We start from the raw sequence: 20098 nt of genomic DNA, 5'->3' as shown, positions 1-20098 counted from the left end.
TCCCAACCGCGGTACCAGCTCACGCCAGCCTTGCCGCGACTTCGAATACACCTGCCACCGCGACGGCTCCCGGATCCGGCACTCCCTCCAGATCCTTCTCGCCGACATAAGAAGCTCGTCCGGCCTTCGCCTTGCGCATCGCTCTTGTCGACTCGGCGCCGGCCGCCGCAGCGTTTGCCGCAGCCGCTACACCACCCGACCTCAGGGCCGCGAGCGCTGGCGCCAGCGCGTCGATCATCGTGCGGTCGCCGACGGCGGCCCCACCATAGAACGTCATCCGATCAAGCCCGGCAAGCAGGGCAGCCGTAAGATCCGCTTTTTCCGCCATGGCTTTCGATGCGGCGGTAAAGAAGATCGAGAGCAATACGCCGCTTGAGCCACCCATGCTGGTGCTGAGAATCTCGCCTATGGCGGCCATTGTGGCGGTCGGCTCCTTCAATGGAAGGGTGTCGATGCGCGACAGGATGCTGCGTGCGCCGGTAGCGACGGTGGATCCGGTGTCACCGTCCCCGACGCGGCTGTCCAGGCGGTTCAATTCGCCTTCCAGGGACATCAGATGTTCGCAGAGCACCGTCAGGAGACGGCGGCTTTGCGTATCGTTGCTTGCCGACATCGTCCCGCTCTGCAGCACTGCTTTTTTGGGAGCGGGAATGATGGTGATCTCGTGCCGTTCGACGACGGGTGTCCATGCATGCGGTTCGACAGCAGCCTTCAGTGCGGCATCGCGGGTGGCATCCAGACGGATCAGCGAAAGCGAAAAGCCGTTCATGTTGAGCGCGGTCATCATCGGTGCCGGCCCGACGATCAGCCGGACGCGGCGGGCAAGAGGAGAGGACAGCACCGCGTTGGCAATCACGCTCATTTCAAGCGGTGGCACCGCGCCGAGGTTGTTGATCAGCAGCCCATAGTCGCCTGCGCCGTCAACCCTTGCAGCCAGTCGCTCGCTCATGGTGGCCACAAGGTCCGCAACCGGCTGCAGCGCGACGCGCTCGACGCCGGGCTCCCCGTGGATGCCGAGGCCGAGTTCTCCCTCGTCCGCGGCCATCCGATCCTCATGCACTTGGCCGGGTACACTGCAGGTCGAAAGCGACATGCCGAGTGAAACGATGTCGCGCGCTGCGGCCGCCGCCTGTGCCGCGACTGTCGTCAGGTCGGCTCCGGATTCGGCGTGGTAGCCGGCGATCTTATGCACAAACAGCGTACCGGCAACGCCGCGGGGCTGGTTTATCTCGGGGATCGCGATGTCGTCGGCGACGATCACCATCTCGACATCGAAGCCTTCGGCGCGTGCCTTTTCGGCGGCAAGACCGAAATTCAGACGATCGCCGGTGTAGTTCTTGACAATGAGCAGTGCGCCCTTGGGGCCGGTGACGGCCCGGATTGCGGTCAGCACGGCATCGACGCTGGGCGAAGCGAAGATCTCGCCGGATACCGCGGCCGTCAGCATCCCCTTGCCGACGAAGCCAGCATGCGAGGGCTCATGGCCTGCTCCACCGCCCGAGATGAGTGCGACCTTCGATTTATCCCATTCGGCGCGGAGGATTACCTTGATCTCAGGGAAGCTGTCGAGACGGGCGAGGCGACCCGGGCTGCTCGTCAGAAGCAAGCCATCCAGGGCCTCGGTTACGATCGTTTCCCGGCGATTGAAGAAATGTTTCATGGAAAGGAGACCTGTCTGTTCATGCAAGTGCTTTATTTTCTGTTCCGTATCACAGGCGCTGGCCGCTGGCGTCGAAGTAGAGCGGATCGCGCAGCGTGAGGCTGATTCGATCACCCGGCCGGATTGCGAGATAGGGATCGGCAAGCGTGACGAGCTTGTGGTCGCGCACCCGGATATGCAGGTGGTTCTGGTCCCCCAGGTGCTCGATCCAGTCGATCTCAGCATTGGCATGCTTGTCGACGACGATTTCGAGATGTTCGGTCCGCGCGCCGACCGTTCTGGTTCCGGGTGGTGGATTGGCGCCGGCAAGAAGATCGGCGGGCAGCAGATTGATGTGCGGCTGGCCGAGACGGGCAGCGACATGAAGGCTGGCGGGATTGCCGTAGATTTCGCGCGGCGTTCCAACCTGCAGCAGCCGGCCTCCCGCCACGATGCCGATGCGGTCCGCCATCGTCATTGCCTCGATCTGGTCATGGGTCACGTAGAGCAGCGTTGAGCCGAGCTCCTTCTGGATGCGCTTCAGTTCTAGGCGCAGTTCCGCGCGCAGCTTCGCATCGAGCGAGGAAAGTGGTTCGTCCATCAGGTAGATGGCCGGCTGGCGCACCAGGGCCCGGCCGATCGCGACGCGCTGCATTTCGCCGCCCGACAGGCGCGTCGAACGGTTCTCCAGCTTGTGGTCGATCCTGACCATGCGAGCAATGTCCCGGACGCGACGGTCGATCTCCTCGGCTCCGAGTTTGCGCACCGGCGCTCGCAGCGGAAAGGCGAGGTTGTCGTAAACCGTCATGTGTGGGTAGAGCGAATATTGCTGGAAGACGAAGGCGACATCCCTTTCAGCGGGAGCTTCGCCGGCGACGTTGCGACCGCCGATTTCGATCCGGCCGCTGTCGGGGCGCTCCAGGCCAGCAATGAGGCGCAGCGTCGTCGTCTTGCCGGCGCCCGTCGGCCCAAGCAGGACCACGAACTCGCCGTCACGGATCGAGAGGTCCAGATCAGCGAGGGCCTTGGTATCGCCGAAACGCTTGTTGAGACCCTTGAGAGCGACGTCAGTCATGACGTTCCTCCGAATAGAGTGCCGAGGCAATGGCTCGGCCCGACTTGTAATCGAACAGCGCAAGCTTGGCCGGGTTGAACTCAAGTCCAACCGTTTCGCCGATATGGAAATTGCGGTTTGCCGGTACGCGCGCCTTGATGACGCCGCTCGAGGTCTCGACCGCCACCACCTGATTGGTCCCGAGATATTCGCTGCCGTAGACGGCGCCACGCAATGGAGAGGTGTCGCTGAAGCGGATATGCTCCGGCCTGACACCAAGCACCAACTCGGCTTCGGCCATATCCTGGTGCACTTCAGGAATGCTGACATCGACGCCATGCAGCGAGACAGATCGTGCGCCTGCCCGAAGGCCCGAGGTGAAACGCATGAAATTCATCGGCGGCGAGCCGATGAAATCGGCGACATACATCGTGGCGGGCTTGCTGTAGATTTCCTGAGGGGTGGCGAACTGCTCGATGACGCCATGGTTCATCACTGCGATCTTGTCGGCCATCGCCATTGCCTCATGCTGGTCATGCGTCACGTAGACCGTCGTCGCATGGATGCGGTTGTGCAGTTCGCGCAGTTCATGGACCATGACCTCGCGGAATTCCGCGTCGAGCGTCCCGAGCGGCTCGTCCATCAGGAAGCACTTAGGACGGCGCACGATCGCCCGTCCGAGCGCCACGCGCTGGCGGTCGCCGCCGGCAAGTCCGGAGACGGATCGGTCAAGGATATGGTCGATCTGCAGCAGGCGCGCGGTTTCGTCGACCCGCTGGCGGATCTCGGCCTTCGGCATGTCTTGCGAGAGCAGCGGGAAGCCGATGTTCTTGCGCACGTTCATGTGCGGATAGAGCGCAAAGAGCTGGAAAACGAAGGCAATGTCGCGGGCGCTGGCGCGGTTGAAAGTAACGTCCTCGCCGTCGAGATAGATCTTGCCGCTGGTCGGCAGTTCAAGTCCGGCAATCATGCGCAATGTCGTCGTCTTGCCGCAGCCAGACGGGCCGAGCAGTGCAAGGAATTCGCCGTCATGGATGACGAAGCTCGAATCCTGCACCGCGACGAAGTTGCCGAACTGCTTGCGGAGATTTTTGATCCTGATGTCGGCCATGGCTCACTCCGGGAATTTCGACACGATGATGAACATAGCCGTGCCGGCCAGCAGCGTCACCAGCGAATAGGTGTAGAGAACCAGCAGGAACGGCTGGAAAAGCATCAGGAAGCCGAGGGCGATCAACGTGGTCGCGATATTCTCCATGGGGCCACGCCGCAGGAAGAACGGGCGCTTCGGACGAGATGGGCGCGGTGTTTCGATCAAGTGCGTCATTTGCGGACCGCTCCGAAGGTAATGCCACGCAAGAGCTGCTTGCGCAGGAGAATGGTGAAGACAAGGATTGGGATGAGGAAGATCGTCGTTCCCGCCGCGACTGCTGGCCAGTCCTGACCGCCTTCGCCAATGATGGTAGGAATGAAGGGCGGCGCCGTCTGGGCTTCGCCGGATGTCAGCAATGCGGCAAAGGCATACTCGTTCCAGGCGAAGATCAGGCAGAAGATCGCCGTGGCGGCAATGCCGGTGGTCGCCTGCGGCAGGACGACTTTCCAGAAGGCCTGCAGCCGCGTGTAGCCGTCGATCATCGCGGCTTCCTCGTATTCGCGGGGAATCTCGTCGATGAAGCCCTTGAGCAACCAGACGGCGAGGGAGACGTTGACCGCGGTGTAGAGCAGGATCATGCCCAGCGCCGTATCGGAAAGCCCGAGCTCGCGGTACATCAGATAGATCGGGATGGCGACCGCGATCGGGGGCATCATGCGCGTCGACAGGATGAAGAACAGCAGGTCATCGGCAAGCGGTACCCTGAAACGGGAGAAACCGTAGGCGGCCAGCGTTCCCAACGCGACGGCTAGAAACGTCGAGCCGAAGGCGATCACCAGCGAGTTGGCAAAACGCGGCAGGAAGTTCGACGGGCCGGCGATCACCATGTTGCGCTTGCGGGTCACCTCGTCGCAGGTGCCGGTCGGCGCGGGAAGGGAGGCGATGTATTCCGGCGTCTGGCGCGTTCTCGTCGTCAGAAGGTTGCAGTAGCCTTCCAGCGTCGGCGTAAAGACGATCTTGGGGGGATAGCTGATCGAGTCGGGCGGTGACTTGATGCTGGTCAGGAAGATCCAGACGAGCGGGATTAGCGTGATCAGGGCGTAGAGGATGACGATGGCGCCGGCGATGCGCTTGCTGATTGGGCTCGGTTCGACGACCGAATGGGCTGAGGTGGCGGAACTCATCGTTGCTTCACCCTGTTGAGTGCCTTGACGTAGATGTTGGCGAGGCCGAACACGGCCACGAAGAGGACAATGGCGAAGGCCGAGGCTCGTCCGGTTGCCCAGCTCTCGAAGGCCGCACGTTTCAAGGTGATGGAGGCGACCTCGGTGGTCGAGCCCGGACCGCCGCCGGTCAAAAGCGTGACCATGTCGAACATCTTGAAGTTCTCGATGCCGCGAAACAGCACGGCGAGCATGATGAAGGGCAGGGCCATCGGCACGGTAATCGACCAGAACTGCCGCCATCCGGAGGCGCGGTCGACCTCTGCTGCCTCGTAGATATAGTCGGGAATGGACCGTAGGCCCGCCAGGCAGATCAGCATGACGTAGGGTGTCCACATCCACGTATCGACAATGATGATCGCCCAAGGCGCAAGCGTGACGCTGCCGAGCATTTGGATGTCAGCGGTCGGAATGCCGGTGACCAGAGAAACGGCATAGGCAAAGAGTCCGATCTGCGGCTCGTAGAGGAAGCGCCAAAAGTTGCCGACGACCGCTGGCGACAGCATCATCGGGATGAGGATGACCGTCGTCCAGAACGCGTGGCCCCGAAACTTGCGGTCGATAAGATAGGCAAGCCCAAAGCCGATGACCGTCTGCAGCAGGATCGTCCAGAACACGAAGTGGGCTGTCGTCTGCATGGCCTCCCAGATGTCGGGGTCGGTAAGCACGCGCTCGTAATTATTCAATCCGACGTTCTGAACCGGCGCATTTGGGCGATTGGCGCGATAGTTCGTGAACGACAGATAGATCGCCCAGATAAGCGGGAAGATGTTGATGGCGAGAAGCAAGATGATGGTGGGGGCGATAAACACCCAGGCGATCGCCCGGTCGGACAGACCGCGGACCCGGCGAGCGACCGATACCGGCGTTGCTCTTGCAGTCGCATCCACTGCCTGCTCGACCATAGAGGAAGAGGAAATGTTCAAGGTGTCACCCGGTCTTTGCATATGTGCGACACGTGGCGGCCCGGCAGTCTTGGCAATCCGGGCCGCCATTCTGGCAAGAATATTGTGCGTCCAGCCGGACACTAGATCTTGCCGTCGTCCTTGAAGACTTCGGCCCAGTCCTTCACCAGACCGTCAAGCGCCTCCTGGGCCGTGCCGTTTCCGGCCACGACATAGTTATGAACGCGCTTCTGCATGTCCTGGAGCAGGGTTGCGTAGCTCGGCTCGGCCCAGAAGTCCTTGACGATCGCCATCGAGTCCAAGAATGCTTGGGCGTAGGGCTGGCTGGAAGCGAAGTCGGGGGCATTGACGACCGACTTCAGGCACGAGTAGCCGCCGAGTTGCCACCATTTGGCCTGCACTTCAGGCTGGGCGAACCACTTGATGTACTGCAGAGCGGCGTCCTTCTTGTCGGAATAGGAGACGACCGAAATTCCCTGTCCGCCAAGCTGAGCGAAATGCTTCTTTTGGGCCGGGTTGGGGAAGAAGCCGATCTTATCGCCGCCGACCTTCTCATCCTTGTAAAGACCCGGCCATGTGAAGGCGAAGTTCATCTGCATGGCGACCTGGCCTGACTTGAAGGCGTCCGCGGATTCAACCATGTAAACGTTCGAGCTGCCAGGCGGTGTGCAGCAGTCATAGAGCGCCTTGTAGAACTCCAGTCCCTTGACTGCATCAGGCGAGTTGACGAAGCCTTCCATCTCGTAGGGCTTGTCGGGGTTGTCGTACTGGAAGCCCCAGTCATAGAGGACGTTGGTTACGCCCATCGTGATGCCTTCGGAGCCGCGCTCCGTATAGATCGACGCGCCGTAGACGGTCTTGCCGTCGATCTCGCGTTTCTGGAAGAACTCGGCGATCCGCTTCAACTCGTCATAGGTCTTCGGCGCTACAAGATCCCGGCCATACTTTTCCTTGAATTCTTTCTGCAACTCCGGCCGCTCGAACCAGTCCTTGCGATAGGTCCAGCCGACGACGTCGCCCATCGCGGGCAGTGCCCAGTAGTTCGGCGTGTTCTTCGGCCATTCCGAATAGCCCACGACCGTCGCCGGCACGAAGTCATCCATCTTGATGCCTTCCTTGTCGAAGAAGTCGTTGAGCTTTACGTAGTGGCCGTTTTCCGCCGATCCGCCGATCCACTGGCTGTCGCCGATGATCAGGTCGCAGAGTTTTCCGTGGGAGTTCAGTTCGTTGAGGAAGCGATCGGCGTAGCTCGTCCAGGGCACGAACTCGAACTTCATCTCGGTGCCGGTCTTGGCGGTGAAATCCTTCGAGAGTTCGACCAGCGCATTCGCCGGGTCCCAGGCGGCCCAGCAGAGCGTCAATTGGTCGGCTTTAGCGAGATTGGGCAGAGCCGACGAGATGATGAACGTCGAGGCCAACCCGAGAAGGGCTTTCGATTTCTTTTGCATAAGTTCCTCCCAGAACCAAAGGCCGACTCCCCGCCGACCGCGCAAGTTCACCCATTTTAGAGAAATGCCTACATGAACTCCTCAATTCTCATGTTTAGCAATATGTTTAGTAATAGACGAATTTGTAAACAATGCAAGCAAGTTTCGTTTGCTGCGACGCACAGGGGCCGGGGTGGGATTTAGCGGTGCTCAAGAAACGGCAACCAGAGTTTCAAATTGTTCGGCGATTGACAGGCTGGAAGTGTGGGGCGTCCTGCAACTGACGCTTGCGCAGCATGTGGATCATCTCGATGTCGGACAGGGTCGCCGCTGCGGATTTGAGCGACTTAAAGCCGAGCATGTCGACGACCCAGCGGTGGACGGTCGAGCGATCGACGCGGATGCCGCGTCCGGCCATCATTTCCTTCAGATCGCGCAGGCTCAGGCCGTAGCTCAGATACCAGCGCACGCAAAGCAAGATCACCGATTACTCGAAATGCCGACCATGCGCAACGCGCATAGGTGCACTGCAGCATTGTCTATTTTGTGTGCTAAAACATATTGTAGAGGATAGAGCGTGGAAGCTGTGCACCTCCTCCCGTACGGCTTCGATCTTCGGACGTTCCTTCCTCCTCCCTGGAACGTCTGTTGGAACGGCGGCACGCCTCCTCCCAGTCCCTGTTCGGTCATTTTTAAAGCCTGCCGCACCTCCTCCCGCGGCAGGCTTTTTTGTTACGAGCTATCCGCCGCGCCACCCGGCAGTTGCAAGCCGCGGCGGTTTCTTGGTAAGCGGTGTCTCGCTCGCACCTGGACAGCAAATCCTGGATTCGGTGTTTAGAACCAGCAGCCTTGATGAGCATGGCAACTATGCGCCAGCACCTGACCGACATAGTGTCATGTGCTACTCAAGCCGCGTACTGCTTTAGCCCGGAATTAAGCCCGAAACGCGATAGCTCTTTATCATCGAGTCGAAGAGCGAAATATCTGATCGGCGTCGCGCAAGGAGCTGCGCTCCTGCGACTGCTACAAAGATCGCACGCGCCCGCTGTTCGCAATCTTCTTTTGCAATGTCCCCGGTATCGATCAGCGCTCCTTGAGCCACGCCACATTGACGTCGGCGAAGGTCTGAACCTCTTTTCTAACCGCCTCCGGAAGATCGTCATATTCCCCGCCCAGGAAGCTTCCCAGGCAGAGGCGGTTGCCATTGTCCGACGACATCCAGAACGTATCATGATATGTCCGAAGGCTTCCTAGCGGATCCTTTTTGCTCTGTGCGACTTCTTCCAACCATGCCTTTGTATCTTGCCACTACCGTTCGGCAATAGCGGCTGCCAGCACGGCTTTTCTGCTGGCCTGAGCGGAGGCTTGTCCAATTTCTTCGGTAGTTGTGGCGCTCTATGGGCTCGGAGGGAGATGGGAAGCATTTGAGTTCAAGAACAAGTACTGTCGAACCTGCCGTTAACTATCGTTGAGCACGCTAGGGCATTAGTCACATCTCGTGCAGGACATGAGCGGCTTTGACGGCGGCTGAGGCGCGGTTTTCGACGCCGAGCTTCACGTAGATTTGTTCGAGATGCTTGTTTACGGTGCGCGCCGACAGCCCGAGAATCTCGCCGATGTCCCGGTTTGACTTGCCCTTCGCAATCCACAACAGGACTTCGGATTCTCTCTGTGTCAGCGAAAAATGCCGGCGTAGCACCTCGTCATCGGCGCGCGCGTTGTTCGCTGTGAGGCGAAAGAGATATTCGTCGGGGCCGATGGCGCCGAGGAAGGCTAGCTGGAGCACGGGCTGGCCGGCATGGCTGACGGAGAAGGCGTCGTCGCGGCTGGTTGCTATGCGATCCTTCTTCCAAGCGGCAATGTGCGCCGTCACCGCGTCCATGCCATCGTTGCGACCCATTGCAGCATTGATGAGACGTGTTGCCTGTGGCGTCGACCAGTGAATGTCGCCATCGCCCTTCACTGCAAGCAAATGTCTGCCGGCAGCGTCCAGCGCAACACGCGCGCTTTGTGTCGAACGTGCGTTGCGCAGGTGGACACCGATTCGGGCTCGCAGCTCATCGATGTTGATCGGCTTCGTCAGGTAATCGACGCCTCCGGATTCGAGAGCGCGAACGACATGTTCGGTTTCCGTCAGACCGGTCATGAAGATAACCGGTATCTGACTGATTGCCGGGTTGGATTTGAGTTTCCTGCAGGTCTCGAAGCCATCCATGGATGGCATGACCGCGTCCAGCAGAATGAGGTCGGGGGTAATGCGTTCCACGATATTCAGCGCGGCCGAGCCCGATGTCGCGATCAATACAGAGAAGCCGGACTGCTCCAGAGCATCGCTCAGGAATCCCAAAGCCTCAGGCGAGTCATCCACCAGTAGAACAATATCGCGCGGGAGCTCAGCCAAGGGTCTCTACCTTTTCATCAAAACGGTGCAGGAAATTCATGAGGCCGTTCAGATCGAATGAGACCGCATAGGAACGAAGTTCCTCTGTAAATGGCTGATTTGCTTCGATCCTGGCAAGGTCGGCGAGCTTTGCTTCGATGCCTCGAATGTAGCCGATCTCGGCAAGCCGCATCAGTTCCTCGATATGGGCGGCACCGGGGCTGACGAGTGGCGGCTTGGGCGGCGGAGCCGGTGCTGGTGTCGTGTCAGCGTAGACCCATTTCAGGCCGAGATGCAGCGCCAGCTTGTCGCGCAGCTGCTTGATGTTGACCGGCTTTCCGATCGCGTCGTTGTGGCTGTCGTCGCTTTCCGCCGTCGCTGCCGCGTCGCCGATATTGGCGGAGAGCATCACGATCGGAGCGGTCTGGCCACTCGCGCGCAAGCGCGAAACGAGTTGCCACCCATTCATTCCCGGCATGGAGATATCGACCAGGAAGAGATCTGGTTGGATGCCTTCAATCAAGGTCAGGCAGTCGGCGCCGCTCGCTGCGGTCAGGACGACGAAATCAAGTGGGGCAAGCACCTCGCGCATCATCTCACGGTGGTCCTCGTTGTCGTCGACGACGACGATGGTGCGGCGCGGGCCGTCGTAGCTGACAATCTTCTTTTCCTGCGGCCGCGCCGTCATTTCGCGCATCACCGCCGAGAGCATGAGGCGAACGCGGAAAGTCGAGCCCTGATCCTTCTCGCTCTTCACCGAGATTTCGCCGCCAAGGGTGTTGGTCAGGAGCCGCGTAATCGTCAGGCCGAGTCCGAGGCCTGGCGTCGGCCGGATGCTGTCGGCCTCGCCGCGCTGGAAAGGTTCATAGATGCGGCGCAAGTCCTTCTCGGCGATGCCGCGGCCGGTATCGGTGACGGTAAAGGTCGCTACCTGGCTGCGATAGCCGACATCGAAGGTGACGCTGCCCTCGTCGGTGAATTTGATCGCGTTGGAGAGCAGGTTGACGAGGATCTGGCGCAGGCGCTTTTCGTCGGTGCGCACGAACTGGGGCAGGGCGAGAGAGCGATCGTGATGGAAGGTTAGCCCCTTGGCCTGTGCCAGCGGGCGGAACATGTCGACGATCTGGTCGAGGAAATCCTGGATGTTGATCTCGTTGGAATAGACCTGCAGACGCCCGGCCTCGATCTTCGAGATGTCGAGCAGGCCGTCGATCAGGCCGGACAGATGCTCGGCGCTGCGTCTGATGACCTTGATGGAGGACTGGCGAGGGGCGGGGATCGTTTCGTCGCGCTCAAGGATCTGGGCGTAGCCGAGGACGGCATTCAGCGGCGTGCGCAGTTCGTGGCTGAGGCCGACGACATAGCGGCTCTTGGCGCGGTTGGCGGCCTCTGCCGTCTCCTTGGCGTTCTGCAGGGCCGCGTCGGTCTTCTTGTGCGCGGCGATTTCCTTCAGCAGCAGCGTGTTCTGGCGCGAGGATTCCTCTTCGGCGACGACGCGGCTGTCATGGGCGAGCACATAGAACCAGCAGACGACGCCGGCGATGACGGCGAAGACGAAGAACACGGCGAGGATCGTGCGGCTGACCACCTCGGCGGTCTCCGGCGACGCTGCGGAGACTTGATGGGCGATCATCGCTAGGATGGCGCCGACGGCCGTCAGTGCCAGCACGACGGCGATGCCGTACCGGCCGAGGCGGGTCGTAAGCTTCTGCACCACTGTTTCCGGCAGTACGGCCTTGGCGACGGTGCCGACCTGGGCGTTCAGCCGCGCCTTCGGCTTGCACATGTCGTGGCAGCGGCTGTCGAGGGAGCAACAAAGCGAGCAGATCGGCGCGGCATAGGCCGGGCACCAGGCCATGTCCTCAGGCTCGAAGGGATGTTCGCAGACCGAGCAGGTGATATCAGTCAGGTTCTTCCAGCTGTGGCGCGGCTTGCGGGCGAGGTAGAACTTGCCCTTCGTACCCCAGGCGATCAGCGGCGAGGCGGTCAGCGCGACGACGAGCGTGATATAGGGGGCGAGCGAGGCGGCGATCGGGCCGAAGGCGCCGAAATGGGCGATCAGCGCGATGCCGGCCGAGAGCGTCATGGCGCCGAGTCCGACCGGGTTGATGTCGTAGAGATGGGCGCGCTTGAACTCGATGCCTGGAGGAGCGAGGCCGAGCGGCTTGTTGATGAAGAGATCGGCCGAGATCGTGCAGAGCCAGGCCATGGCGATGATCGAGAAGATGCCGAGCGTTTCTTCCAGCAGCCTGTAGATGCCGAGTTCCATCAAAAGCAGGGCGATCGCCACGTTGAAGATCAGCCAGATGACGCGGCCGGGATGGCTGTGGGTGAGGCGCGAGAAGAAGTTCGACCAGGCGAGAGAGCCCGCATAGGCGTTCATGACGTTGATCTTCAACTGCGAGACGACGACGAATGCCGCCATCAGCAGCAGGGCGGCATTGTGCCAAGGGATCATGTAGCCGAAGGCGGTCAGATACATCTGCGCCGGATCGGCGGCGCGGTCGACGGGCACACCCGCCGTAAAGGTCAGGACCACAAGGAAGGAACCGGCCAGCAGTTTCGGCGCGCCGATGATCACCCAGCCGGGCCCGGCGAGGAAGACGGCAAGGCGGTGGCGCCACTTGCGCTGCCCGTCCGGCGGCAGGAAGCGCAGGAAGTCGGCCTGTTCGCCGATCTGCGACATCAGCGCCAGGATGACGGCGGAGGCGGCGCCGAATTCCACGAGGTTGAAATCGGCGACGGTGCCCGGTGGTCCCGAGGCGTGGCGGATGCCGGCGAAGGCACGCCAGACATCGAATTTCTCCCAGTCGAGAAAGGCGATGAAAATGAAGGGCAGGACGTTGAGAATGATCCAGAAGGGTTGGGTGACGAGCTGGAAGCGGCTGATCAGCTTGACGCCGTGTGTGACCAGCGGGATCACCATCACGGCGCTGACGATGTAGCCGATCCAGAGCGGGATGCCGAGCGTCAGCTCCAGTGCGCCGGACATGATCGACGCCTCGATCGCGAACAGCATGAAGGTGAAGCTCGCATAGATCAGCGAGGTGATCGTCGAGCCGATATAGCCGAAGCTCGCGCCGCGGGTGAGCAGGTCGATATCGACGCCGTGGCGGATTGCGTAGCGGCTGATCGGCAGGCCGATGGCGAGCATCGCGATGGAAGCGACGATGATGGCGAAGAAGGCGTTGGTAGTGCCGTAGGAAAGGGTGATCGCCCCGCCGATCGCCTCCAGCGCCAGGAAGGAGATGGCGCCGATCGCCGTCTGCGAGATGCGTTGCGAGGAGAATTGCCGGGCGCTCTTTGCGGTGAAACGCAGCGCATAGTCTTCGAGCGTCTGGTTCGCGACCCAGCGGTTATACTCGCGCCTGACCGGAATGATGCGTTGCCGCGCTGCCATGCTGATCTGCCGGTCCCTTCGTTCCCCTTCGTCACATTTCCGTAACATGAATGGGCTGGGGGCTTAAGAGTGCAGCGCAGCATTCTCGTGCAGATTTCGCCCCGTTGCCTACGTCATATTACGTATGTGTTTTCGCAGTGCAGCACCCGATAGTTCTTTAAGCAACAGTTAATTTTTGCCTTCCGGCCTGTTGTCGAACAAGAAGAGGGGATCACAAGATGAATCTGCGATCATACGTTTCAGGCGCCGTTCTCGGTGCCGTCATGTCGGCCACGGCCGCATTCCACGGGGCAGTCGCTGCCGAGGACACGATCAAGGTCGGCGTCCTGCACTCGCTCTCCGGCACCATGGCCATCTCCGAGACGACGCTCAAGGACGCCATGCTGATGCTCATCGACGAGCAGAACAAGAAGGGCGGGCTTCTCGGCAAGAAGCTTGAAGCCGTCGTTGTCGATCCGGCTTCGGATTGGCCGCTGTTTGCCGAAAAGGCGCGCGAGCTGATCGAAAAGGACAAGGTCGCGGCCGTCTTCGGTTGCTGGACATCCTCGTCGCGCAAGTCGGTCCTGCCGGTCTTCGAAGAGCTGAGCTCGATCCTGTTCTATCCGGTCCAGTACGAGGGTGAAGAATCCTCGCGCAACATCTTCTACACGGGTGCAGCTCCAAACCAGCAGGCGATCCCGGCCGTCGACTACCTGATGGAGAAGGAAGGCGTTAAGCGCTTCGTGCTCGAAGGCACCGACTACGTCTATCCGCGCACGACCAACAAGATCCTGGAAGCCTATCTCGAATCCAAGGGCATTCCGAAGGAAGACATCATCGTCAACTACACGCCGTTCGGCTTCTCCGACTGGCAGACGGAAGTCTCCAAGATCAAGGAATTCGGCTCGGCCGGCAAGAAGACCGCCGTCGTCTCGACGATCAACGGTGACGCCAACGTTCCCTTCTACAAGGAACTCGGCAACCAGGGCGTCAAGGCAACTGACATCCCGGTCGTGGCCTTCTCGGTCGGCGAAGAAGAGCTTGCCGGTCTCGACACCAAGCCGCTCGTCGGCCATCTCGCTGCCTGGAACTACTTCGAGTCGGTCGAAAGCCCTGCGAACAAGAAGTTCATCAAGGAATGGCACGCCTTCACGAAGAACGACAAGCGGGTGACCAACGACCCGATGGAAGCTGCCTATATCGGCTTCAACGCCTGGGTTAAGGCCGTTCAGGCCGCCGGCACGACTGACACCGACAAGGTTCTCGACACCATCATCGGCGTCTCCGTTCCGAACCTCTCCGGCGGCACGGCGACCGTGATGCCGAACCACCACATCACCAAGCCTGTCCTGATCGGCGAAATCCAGGCCGACGGCCAGTTCGAAATCGTGCAGCAGACGCCTGCCGTCGTCGGTGACGAATGGTCCGACTACCTGCCGGACTCCAAGGACCTGATCTCCGATTGGCGCAAGCCGATGAACTGCGGCAACTTCAACGTTGCGACCGGCAAGTGCGGTGGCAAGGGGTCTTGAGTTAGCCGATCCGATACCTGCCTGATGACTTCCGTCCGGATCCCATCTCCGGGCGGAAGCTCCGTCCCAAACGGTTGCTGCCCAAAAGGCCAACGATAGTCCAGGCGAGAAAGCCGATGTATCGCGCCCTCAAGCTTATCCTTCTTACCCTCTGCCTCGCGGCTCCGATGCTTGCATCGCCGCTGAAGGCTCAGGAAGACATCCACGCCCTCGTCAACGCGCTCGGCGAAGGCGATTTCGATCAGCGCGCCGAAGCCATCAAGGCGCTCGTCGCCTCGAAAGATCCGCATGTCGGCCAGATCCTGCAGCAGCTCAGCGATGGCCAGCTCTATGTGAATTCCGAAGAGGGCGGCCCGGTGCTGCTCCAGGGCGGCACCGAGGATGAGCCGACCTATGCCGATCCGATCACCGGCGAGGCCGCCGAGGGGATCGATCCCGACTACATGTCGAAGGTGAAGATCAACAATTCGCTGCGCGGCGCAATCGCCAGCGCCATGAGCACGCTGACGCTGCTGAGCCCGGATCGTTCCGCGCGGCTTGCAGCCGCCCAGGGCCTGCTCAGGGATGCCGATCCCTCCAATCTCGAGCTTCTGAACGCCGCGCTTTCGGGCGAGAAGGATGCCGAGGTCAAGAACACGATGGAAGCCGCCCGCGCGGTGATGATGCTGAAAAGCGATGTCAGCGCCGAGGACAAGAAGGCCGCCATCGACACGATCGCCGCCCGCGGCGATCGCAACGCGCTGACGATCCTGACGACGGCGATGGAAACGGCGCCTGATGATCTGAAGCCCGCCATCCAGTCGGATATCGATGGCATCAAGCGCAACCTGGCGGTCTGGGATGTGGTGCAGAACGTCTGGTACGGGCTGTCACTCGGCTCCGTGCTGCTGCTGGCCGCCATCGGCCTTGCCATCACCTTCGGCGTCATGGGCGTCATCAACATGGCGCATGGCGAGATGGTGATGATCGGCGCCTACACGACCTATGTCGTGCAGGAATATATCACCGCCAACTTCCCCGAGATGGCCAACTACTCGCTGGCCTTCGCCGTGCCCGCCGCCTTCGTCTTCACCGGCTTCGTCGGCCTTATCATCGAGCGCGTCGTGATCCGCTATCTCTACGGCCGGCCGCTGGAAACGCTGCTGGCGACCTGGGGCGTGTCGCTGATCCTGCAGCAGGCGGTGCGCACGATCTTCGGCCCGACCAACCGCGAAGTGCGCAATCCGAGCTGGATGTCCGGCGCCTTCGAGCTCGGCGGCCTGTCGATTACCTGGAACCGCCTCTGGATCATCGTCTTCTCTATGGCCGTCTTCGTGACCCTGCTGATGCTGCTCAAGCGCTCCGCCTTCGGCCTGCAGATGCGCGCCGTCACCCAGAACCGCCGCATGGCCTCGTCCATGGGTATCCGCACCGGCTGGGTCGATGCCTTCACCTTCGCGCTCGGCTCCGGCATTGCCGGCATGGCGGGTGTCGCACTCAGCCAGATCGACAACGTCTCGCCTAATCTCGGCCAGAGCTACATCATCGACAGCTTCATGGTCGTGGTCTTCGGCGGCGTCGGCAATCTCTGGGGCACGCTGGTCGGCGCTCTGTCGCTCGGCGTCGTCAACAAGTTCCTGGAACCCTTCGCCGGCGCCGTGCTCGGCAAGATCCTGGTGCTCGTCCTCATCATCCTCTTCATCCAGAAGCGTCCCCGCGGGCTCTTCGCACTCAAAGGAAGGGCGGTGGAAGCATGATTACGGCCTTCCTTCTCCGGTCTCTCGATCGCAAGATCTCCATTGCCATCGCCATCCTGCTGGCGGTTGCCGCCCTCGTTCCGGTGCTGAACCTGATGACCGGCCCCGAGAACCCGCTGCACATCCCGACCTACATCATGGCGCTGTTCGGCAAGTACCTGACCTATGCGCTGCTGGCGCTGGCCCTCGATCTCGTCTGGGGCTTTTGCGGCATCCTCTCGCTCGGTCACGGCGCTTTCTTCGCGCTCGGCGGTTATGCGATGGGGATGTATCTGATGCGCCAGATCGGCTCCCGCGGCGTCTATGGCGATCCTATCCTGCCCGACTTCATGGTCTTCCTGAACTGGAAGGAACTGCCCTGGTTCTGGTACGGCTTCGACAAGTTCTGGTTCGCGGCGCTGATGGTTCTGCTGGTGCCGGGGCTCTTGGCCTTCGTCTTCGGCTGGTTCGCCTTCCGCTCCCGCGTCAACGGCGTCTACCTTTCGATCATCACCCAGGCTATGACCTACGCGCTGCTGCTTGCCTTTTTCCGCAACGACATGGGTTTCGGCGGCAATAACGGCATGACCGACTTCAAGGAAATCATCGGCTTCAACGTCCAGGCCGACGGCACGCGCGCGGCACTCTTTGCGGCAACCGCGATCTTCCTGGCGCTGTCGCTGATGATCGCTTCGGCGATCGTCCGCTCGAAGTTCGGCAAGGTGCTGGTCGGCGTGCGCGATGCCGAAAGCCGTACGCGCTTTCTCGGCTACCGTGTCGAGCGTTTCAAGCTCTTCACCTTCGTCGTCTCGGCGATGATGGCAGGCATTGCCGGTGCGCTCTACGTGCCGCAGGTCGGTATCATCAACCCCGGTGAATTTGCGCCGGCCAACTCGATCGAAGTCGTCATCTGGACGGCGGTCGGCGGCCGCGCGACGCTGATTGGCCCTATCATCGGCGCTATCCTAGTCAATGGCGGCAAGACGATCTTCACGGGTCTCTTCCCGGAGTTCTGGCTATTCGCGCTCGGCGGCCTCTTTGTGCTCGTCACGCTGTTCCTGCCGAAGGGCATCGTCGGCACCATCGCCCAGTATCTCGGCCGCAAGACGCCACGGACGGAAGCAACGCCTGCTTCGCTTCAAGAAGAAGGCGTCGATCCAAAAATCCAGCCCGCGGAGTGAGCGCGCATGATCCCTGACGTCAAACCCAACAGCGTGCTCTATCTCGATGGCGTGTCCGTCTCCTTCGACGGCTTCAAAGCGCTGAACTCGCTGTCGATCGTCATCGAGCCGGGCGAGCTTCGCGCCATCATCGGCCCAAACGGCGCCGGCAAGACGACGATGATGGATATCATCACCGGCAAGACACGGCCCGACGAGGGCGAGGTGTTCTTCAACGGCCAGACCGACCTGACGAAGCTCGATGAAGCCGACATCGCCCAGCTCGGCATCGGCCGCAAGTTCCAGAAGCCGACCGTCTTCGAAAGCCACACGGTCTGGGACAATCTCGAACTGGCCCTCAACCGCAAACGCGGCGTCTTCTCGACGCTGTTCTACCGTCTCTCGGATGACGACAAGGCGCGCATCGAGGAGATCCTCGAAACCGTGCGCCTGACGCATCGCCGTGACGAACTGGCTGCCAATCTTTCCCACGGGCAGAAGCAGTGGCTGGAGATCGGCATGCTTTTGGCGCAGGAGCCGAAACTGCTTCTGATCGACGAGCCGGTGGCCGGCATGACCGATGCCGAAACGGCCGAGACCGCGATCCTGCTCAAGGAGATCGCCAAGACCCGCTCCGTCGTCGTCGTCGAACACGACATGGGCTTCATCCGCGACCTCGGCGTCAAGGTGACGTGTCTGGCGGAAGGCTCGGTGCTCGCAGAGGGATCGATCGACTTCGTGAGCTCCGATCCGAAGGTGATCGAAAACTATCTGGGGCGCTGAGATGCTGACAGTTGAAAACGCAAACCTTTACTATGGCGCGGCTCAGGCATTGCGCGGCATCTCGGTCAAGGCGGACATGGGCAAGATTACTTGCGTGCTGGGGCGTAACGGCGTGGGGAAGAGCTCTCTTCTTCGCGCCGTTACCGGCCAGCATCCGTTGTCGGCTGGCAGTGTCAGCTTCAACGATGTGAAGCTGAACGGGCTGCCGCCGTTTGCCCGCGCCAAGCAGGGCATCGGCTACGTGCCTCAGGGGCGCGAGATTTTTCCGCTGCTGACGGTGAAAGAAAACCTAGAAACCGGCTTTGCTCCGCTTGGCCGCCGCGACCGCAACATCCCCGATGACATTTTCCGCCTCTTCCCGGTGCTGAAGTCGATGTTGTCGCGTCGCGGCGGCGATCTTTCGGGCGGCCAGCAGCAGCAATTGGCGATCGGCCGGGCGATGGTGACGCGGCCGAAGATCCTGGTGCTCGACGAGCCGACCGAGGGCATCCAGCCCTCGATCATCAAGGATATCGGCCGAGCGATCCGCTATCTGCGCGACACCACCGGCATGGCGATCCTGCTCGTCGAGCAATATCTCGATTTCTGCCGCGAGCTTGCCGACTACGTCTACATCATGGACCGCGGCGAGATCGTGCACGAGGGGCTTGCAGAGACACTGGATACGCTGGAGGCCCGTCGTCATTTGACAGTCTAGCTCCGTGGTAATCCATTTATCGCTAATCGCCGCTGCATGGCACTTCTCCTGAGAGGTGAGACTGCATAACCATCTTCGCCGGACGACTGTTGCGCGGATCGCTACGGCATATTTTTGGGCCCTGAAGAAGCCGTCTTGGCTCGGCCGACGGCAACGGCTTCGGATTGGATGCGGTCTGGCTTGGGCCGCGAAGCGATCCTCATCGCCGGGACTCACAGCGTTCGACCATATCGGCTAAAAATTGCTCCCGGGATTGTGGTGCTGCTCGAACGGCAAAAAAATCAAAACGTTGCGAGAGAATGCGTCCGAAGCGAAGACGCATTCTTTTTCCGTTCCCTTTAGTCGCCTTCTGTTACACGCTGGACTTCAAGTAAGGGCGAAGGCGTTGACCTTCGTGAGTTCGACCGAGCGCCCAAAGCCGCTCGGCTTCATTGGAATTGGTGCCGTAAGCCTTGACACCCATGAACGGTTCACCCGCCGGCTCCGCCCGGACGGCGATGTCGCAATCCTCGCAATAGACACCGCCCAAGCCATCGAGGAGCGACGAGGTCGCCTCCAGACTTGGGTCGCAGCGCCCTGGTCAGGCGTCTTGAAAGTTGGATCGGCCGGAGCACCGTTTTCGTCGACCAGCCTTCCCTGACCATTTCGCCTTGCCTCAAATGGCCTTGAAGCGGCATGAAAATCTTACCCGAATGGAGCGAGAAAGCGCGAACGCAACGAAGGGACTAGCTTTTTTCAAAGGCAGAGCTATTCTTGCTGCAGTGCAGCATTCGCAATCCTGGGATCGCCACTTACCAGTCGCTCCATAGGCGCGCAGCACTGTCGCGAGGTCGAGACAGCGAAGGCAACATAGACCTCGAAAGTGCTTCTGAGTCGAACCGACACAGGTCGACCGATAGGACAGAGTGCTGTGGCGGACAGCTCGTTAGCGAAGGAGATGTGCGATGAAGCGGCAGAAGCAGCAAAGCTATGCGCCAAAGCGGGAAGAAGACGGGTCGTGGTCAGTCACTGATCTAAGTACCGGAGAAGTGGCTATCCTAAGCTATGGAGTGGTCTTGGATGGCATGGATGAGGGAAAGTGCCTGGGCCTTGTGGATGTCAATGAATATGC

General features: G+C 60.8%; 15 protein-coding genes and 2 pseudogenes. 5 read left to right on the top strand and 12 right to left on the bottom strand.

Features of this window, described 5'->3' with window-relative positions:
• Positions 1-19 precede the first annotated feature (19 nt).
• The 11 genes and pseudogenes from ACPYOI_RS22475 to ACPYOI_RS22425 all read right to left on the bottom strand — a co-directional run bounded on the left by ACPYOI_RS22475 (position 20) and on the right by ACPYOI_RS22425 (position 13121).
• Positions 20-1660, bottom strand: coding sequence for a dihydroxyacetone kinase subunit DhaK (locus ACPYOI_RS22475; RefSeq protein WP_481418246.1), 1641 nt, complete (start codon positions 1658-1660; stop codon positions 20-22).
• 49 nt (positions 1661-1709) lie between these two features.
• Positions 1710-2714: an ABC transporter ATP-binding protein gene (locus ACPYOI_RS22470; RefSeq protein WP_481418247.1), complete on the bottom strand. Its 1005-nt coding sequence runs from the start codon at positions 2712-2714 to the stop codon at positions 1710-1712.
• Positions 2707-3804 (bottom strand): ABC transporter ATP-binding protein, encoded by a 1098-nt coding sequence (locus tag ACPYOI_RS22465; RefSeq protein WP_481418248.1) that lies wholly within the window; start codon positions 3802-3804, stop codon positions 2707-2709. The genes ACPYOI_RS22470 and ACPYOI_RS22465 overlap by 8 nt, the downstream gene beginning before the upstream one ends.
• A 3-nt stretch (positions 3805-3807) precedes the next feature.
• Positions 3808-4020, bottom strand: a complete 213-nt coding sequence (locus ACPYOI_RS22460) for a hypothetical protein (RefSeq protein WP_168832212.1) — start codon at positions 4018-4020, stop codon at positions 3808-3810.
• Entirely contained in the window at positions 4017-4970 is a 954-nt protein-coding gene (locus ACPYOI_RS22455; RefSeq protein ID WP_481418249.1) for a carbohydrate ABC transporter permease, read from the bottom strand. Before ACPYOI_RS22455 ends, ACPYOI_RS22460 begins: the two co-directional genes overlap by 4 nt.
• Complete coding sequence (locus ACPYOI_RS22450) at positions 4967-5935, bottom strand: carbohydrate ABC transporter permease (RefSeq protein WP_481418250.1); 969 nt, start codon at positions 5933-5935, stop codon at positions 4967-4969. The genes ACPYOI_RS22455 and ACPYOI_RS22450 overlap by 4 nt, the downstream gene beginning before the upstream one ends.
• 101 nt (positions 5936-6036) lie before the next feature.
• On the bottom strand, positions 6037-7362 hold the full coding sequence (locus ACPYOI_RS22445; protein ID WP_481418251.1) for an ABC transporter substrate-binding protein: 1326 nt from the start codon (positions 7360-7362) through the stop codon (positions 6037-6039).
• A 343-nt stretch (positions 7363-7705) separates the two neighbouring features.
• Positions 7706-7825, bottom strand: a pseudogene (locus tag ACPYOI_RS22440) (IS6 family transposase); the annotation flags it as partial.
• A 599-nt stretch (positions 7826-8424) separates the two neighbouring features.
• Positions 8425-8559, bottom strand: a complete 135-nt coding sequence (locus ACPYOI_RS22435) for a hypothetical protein (protein WP_481418252.1) — start codon at positions 8557-8559, stop codon at positions 8425-8427.
• A gap of 271 nt (positions 8560-8830) precedes the next feature.
• Complete coding sequence (locus tag ACPYOI_RS22430; RefSeq protein ID WP_481418253.1) at positions 8831-9742, bottom strand: response regulator; 912 nt, start codon at positions 9740-9742, stop codon at positions 8831-8833.
• On the bottom strand, positions 9735-13121 hold the full coding sequence (locus ACPYOI_RS22425) for a hybrid sensor histidine kinase/response regulator (protein ID WP_481418254.1): 3387 nt from the start codon (positions 13119-13121) through the stop codon (positions 9735-9737). Before ACPYOI_RS22425 ends, ACPYOI_RS22430 begins: the two co-directional genes overlap by 8 nt.
• Positions 13122-13339: 218 nt before the next feature.
• On the opposite strand from ACPYOI_RS22425, the gene urtA reads away from it, so the two are divergent.
• The 5 genes from urtA to urtE all read left to right on the top strand — a co-directional run bounded on the left by urtA (position 13340) and on the right by urtE (position 18987).
• On the top strand, positions 13340-14632 hold the full coding sequence (urtA, locus tag ACPYOI_RS22420; protein WP_481418255.1) for an urea ABC transporter substrate-binding protein: 1293 nt from the start codon (positions 13340-13342) through the stop codon (positions 14630-14632).
• 116 nt (positions 14633-14748) lie between these two features.
• On the top strand, positions 14749-16368 hold the full coding sequence (gene urtB / locus ACPYOI_RS22415; RefSeq protein WP_481418256.1) for an urea ABC transporter permease subunit UrtB: 1620 nt from the start codon (positions 14749-14751) through the stop codon (positions 16366-16368).
• Positions 16365-17528, top strand: coding sequence for an urea ABC transporter permease subunit UrtC (gene urtC, locus ACPYOI_RS22410; RefSeq protein WP_481418257.1), 1164 nt, complete (start codon positions 16365-16367; stop codon positions 17526-17528). The genes urtB and urtC overlap by 4 nt, the downstream gene beginning before the upstream one ends.
• A gap of 6 nt (positions 17529-17534) precedes the next feature.
• Entirely contained in the window at positions 17535-18290 is a 756-nt protein-coding gene (gene urtD / locus ACPYOI_RS22405) for an urea ABC transporter ATP-binding protein UrtD (RefSeq protein ID WP_481418258.1), read from the top strand.
• A 1-nt stretch (position 18291) separates the two neighbouring features.
• On the top strand, positions 18292-18987 hold the full coding sequence (gene urtE / locus ACPYOI_RS22400; protein ID WP_481418259.1) for an urea ABC transporter ATP-binding subunit UrtE: 696 nt from the start codon (positions 18292-18294) through the stop codon (positions 18985-18987).
• 366 nt (positions 18988-19353) lie between these two features.
• Here urtE and ACPYOI_RS22395 read toward each other — a convergent pair.
• Positions 19354-19700 (bottom strand): annotated as a pseudogene (locus tag ACPYOI_RS22395) (SDR family NAD(P)-dependent oxidoreductase); the annotation flags it as partial.
• Positions 19701-20098 lie beyond the last annotated feature (398 nt).

This window comes from Rhizobium sp. SVR5-2C, from assembly GCF_056755115.1.
The sequence above is the reverse complement of the archived record's forward strand: the minus strand, read 5'-3'. Positions and strand labels throughout refer to the sequence as shown.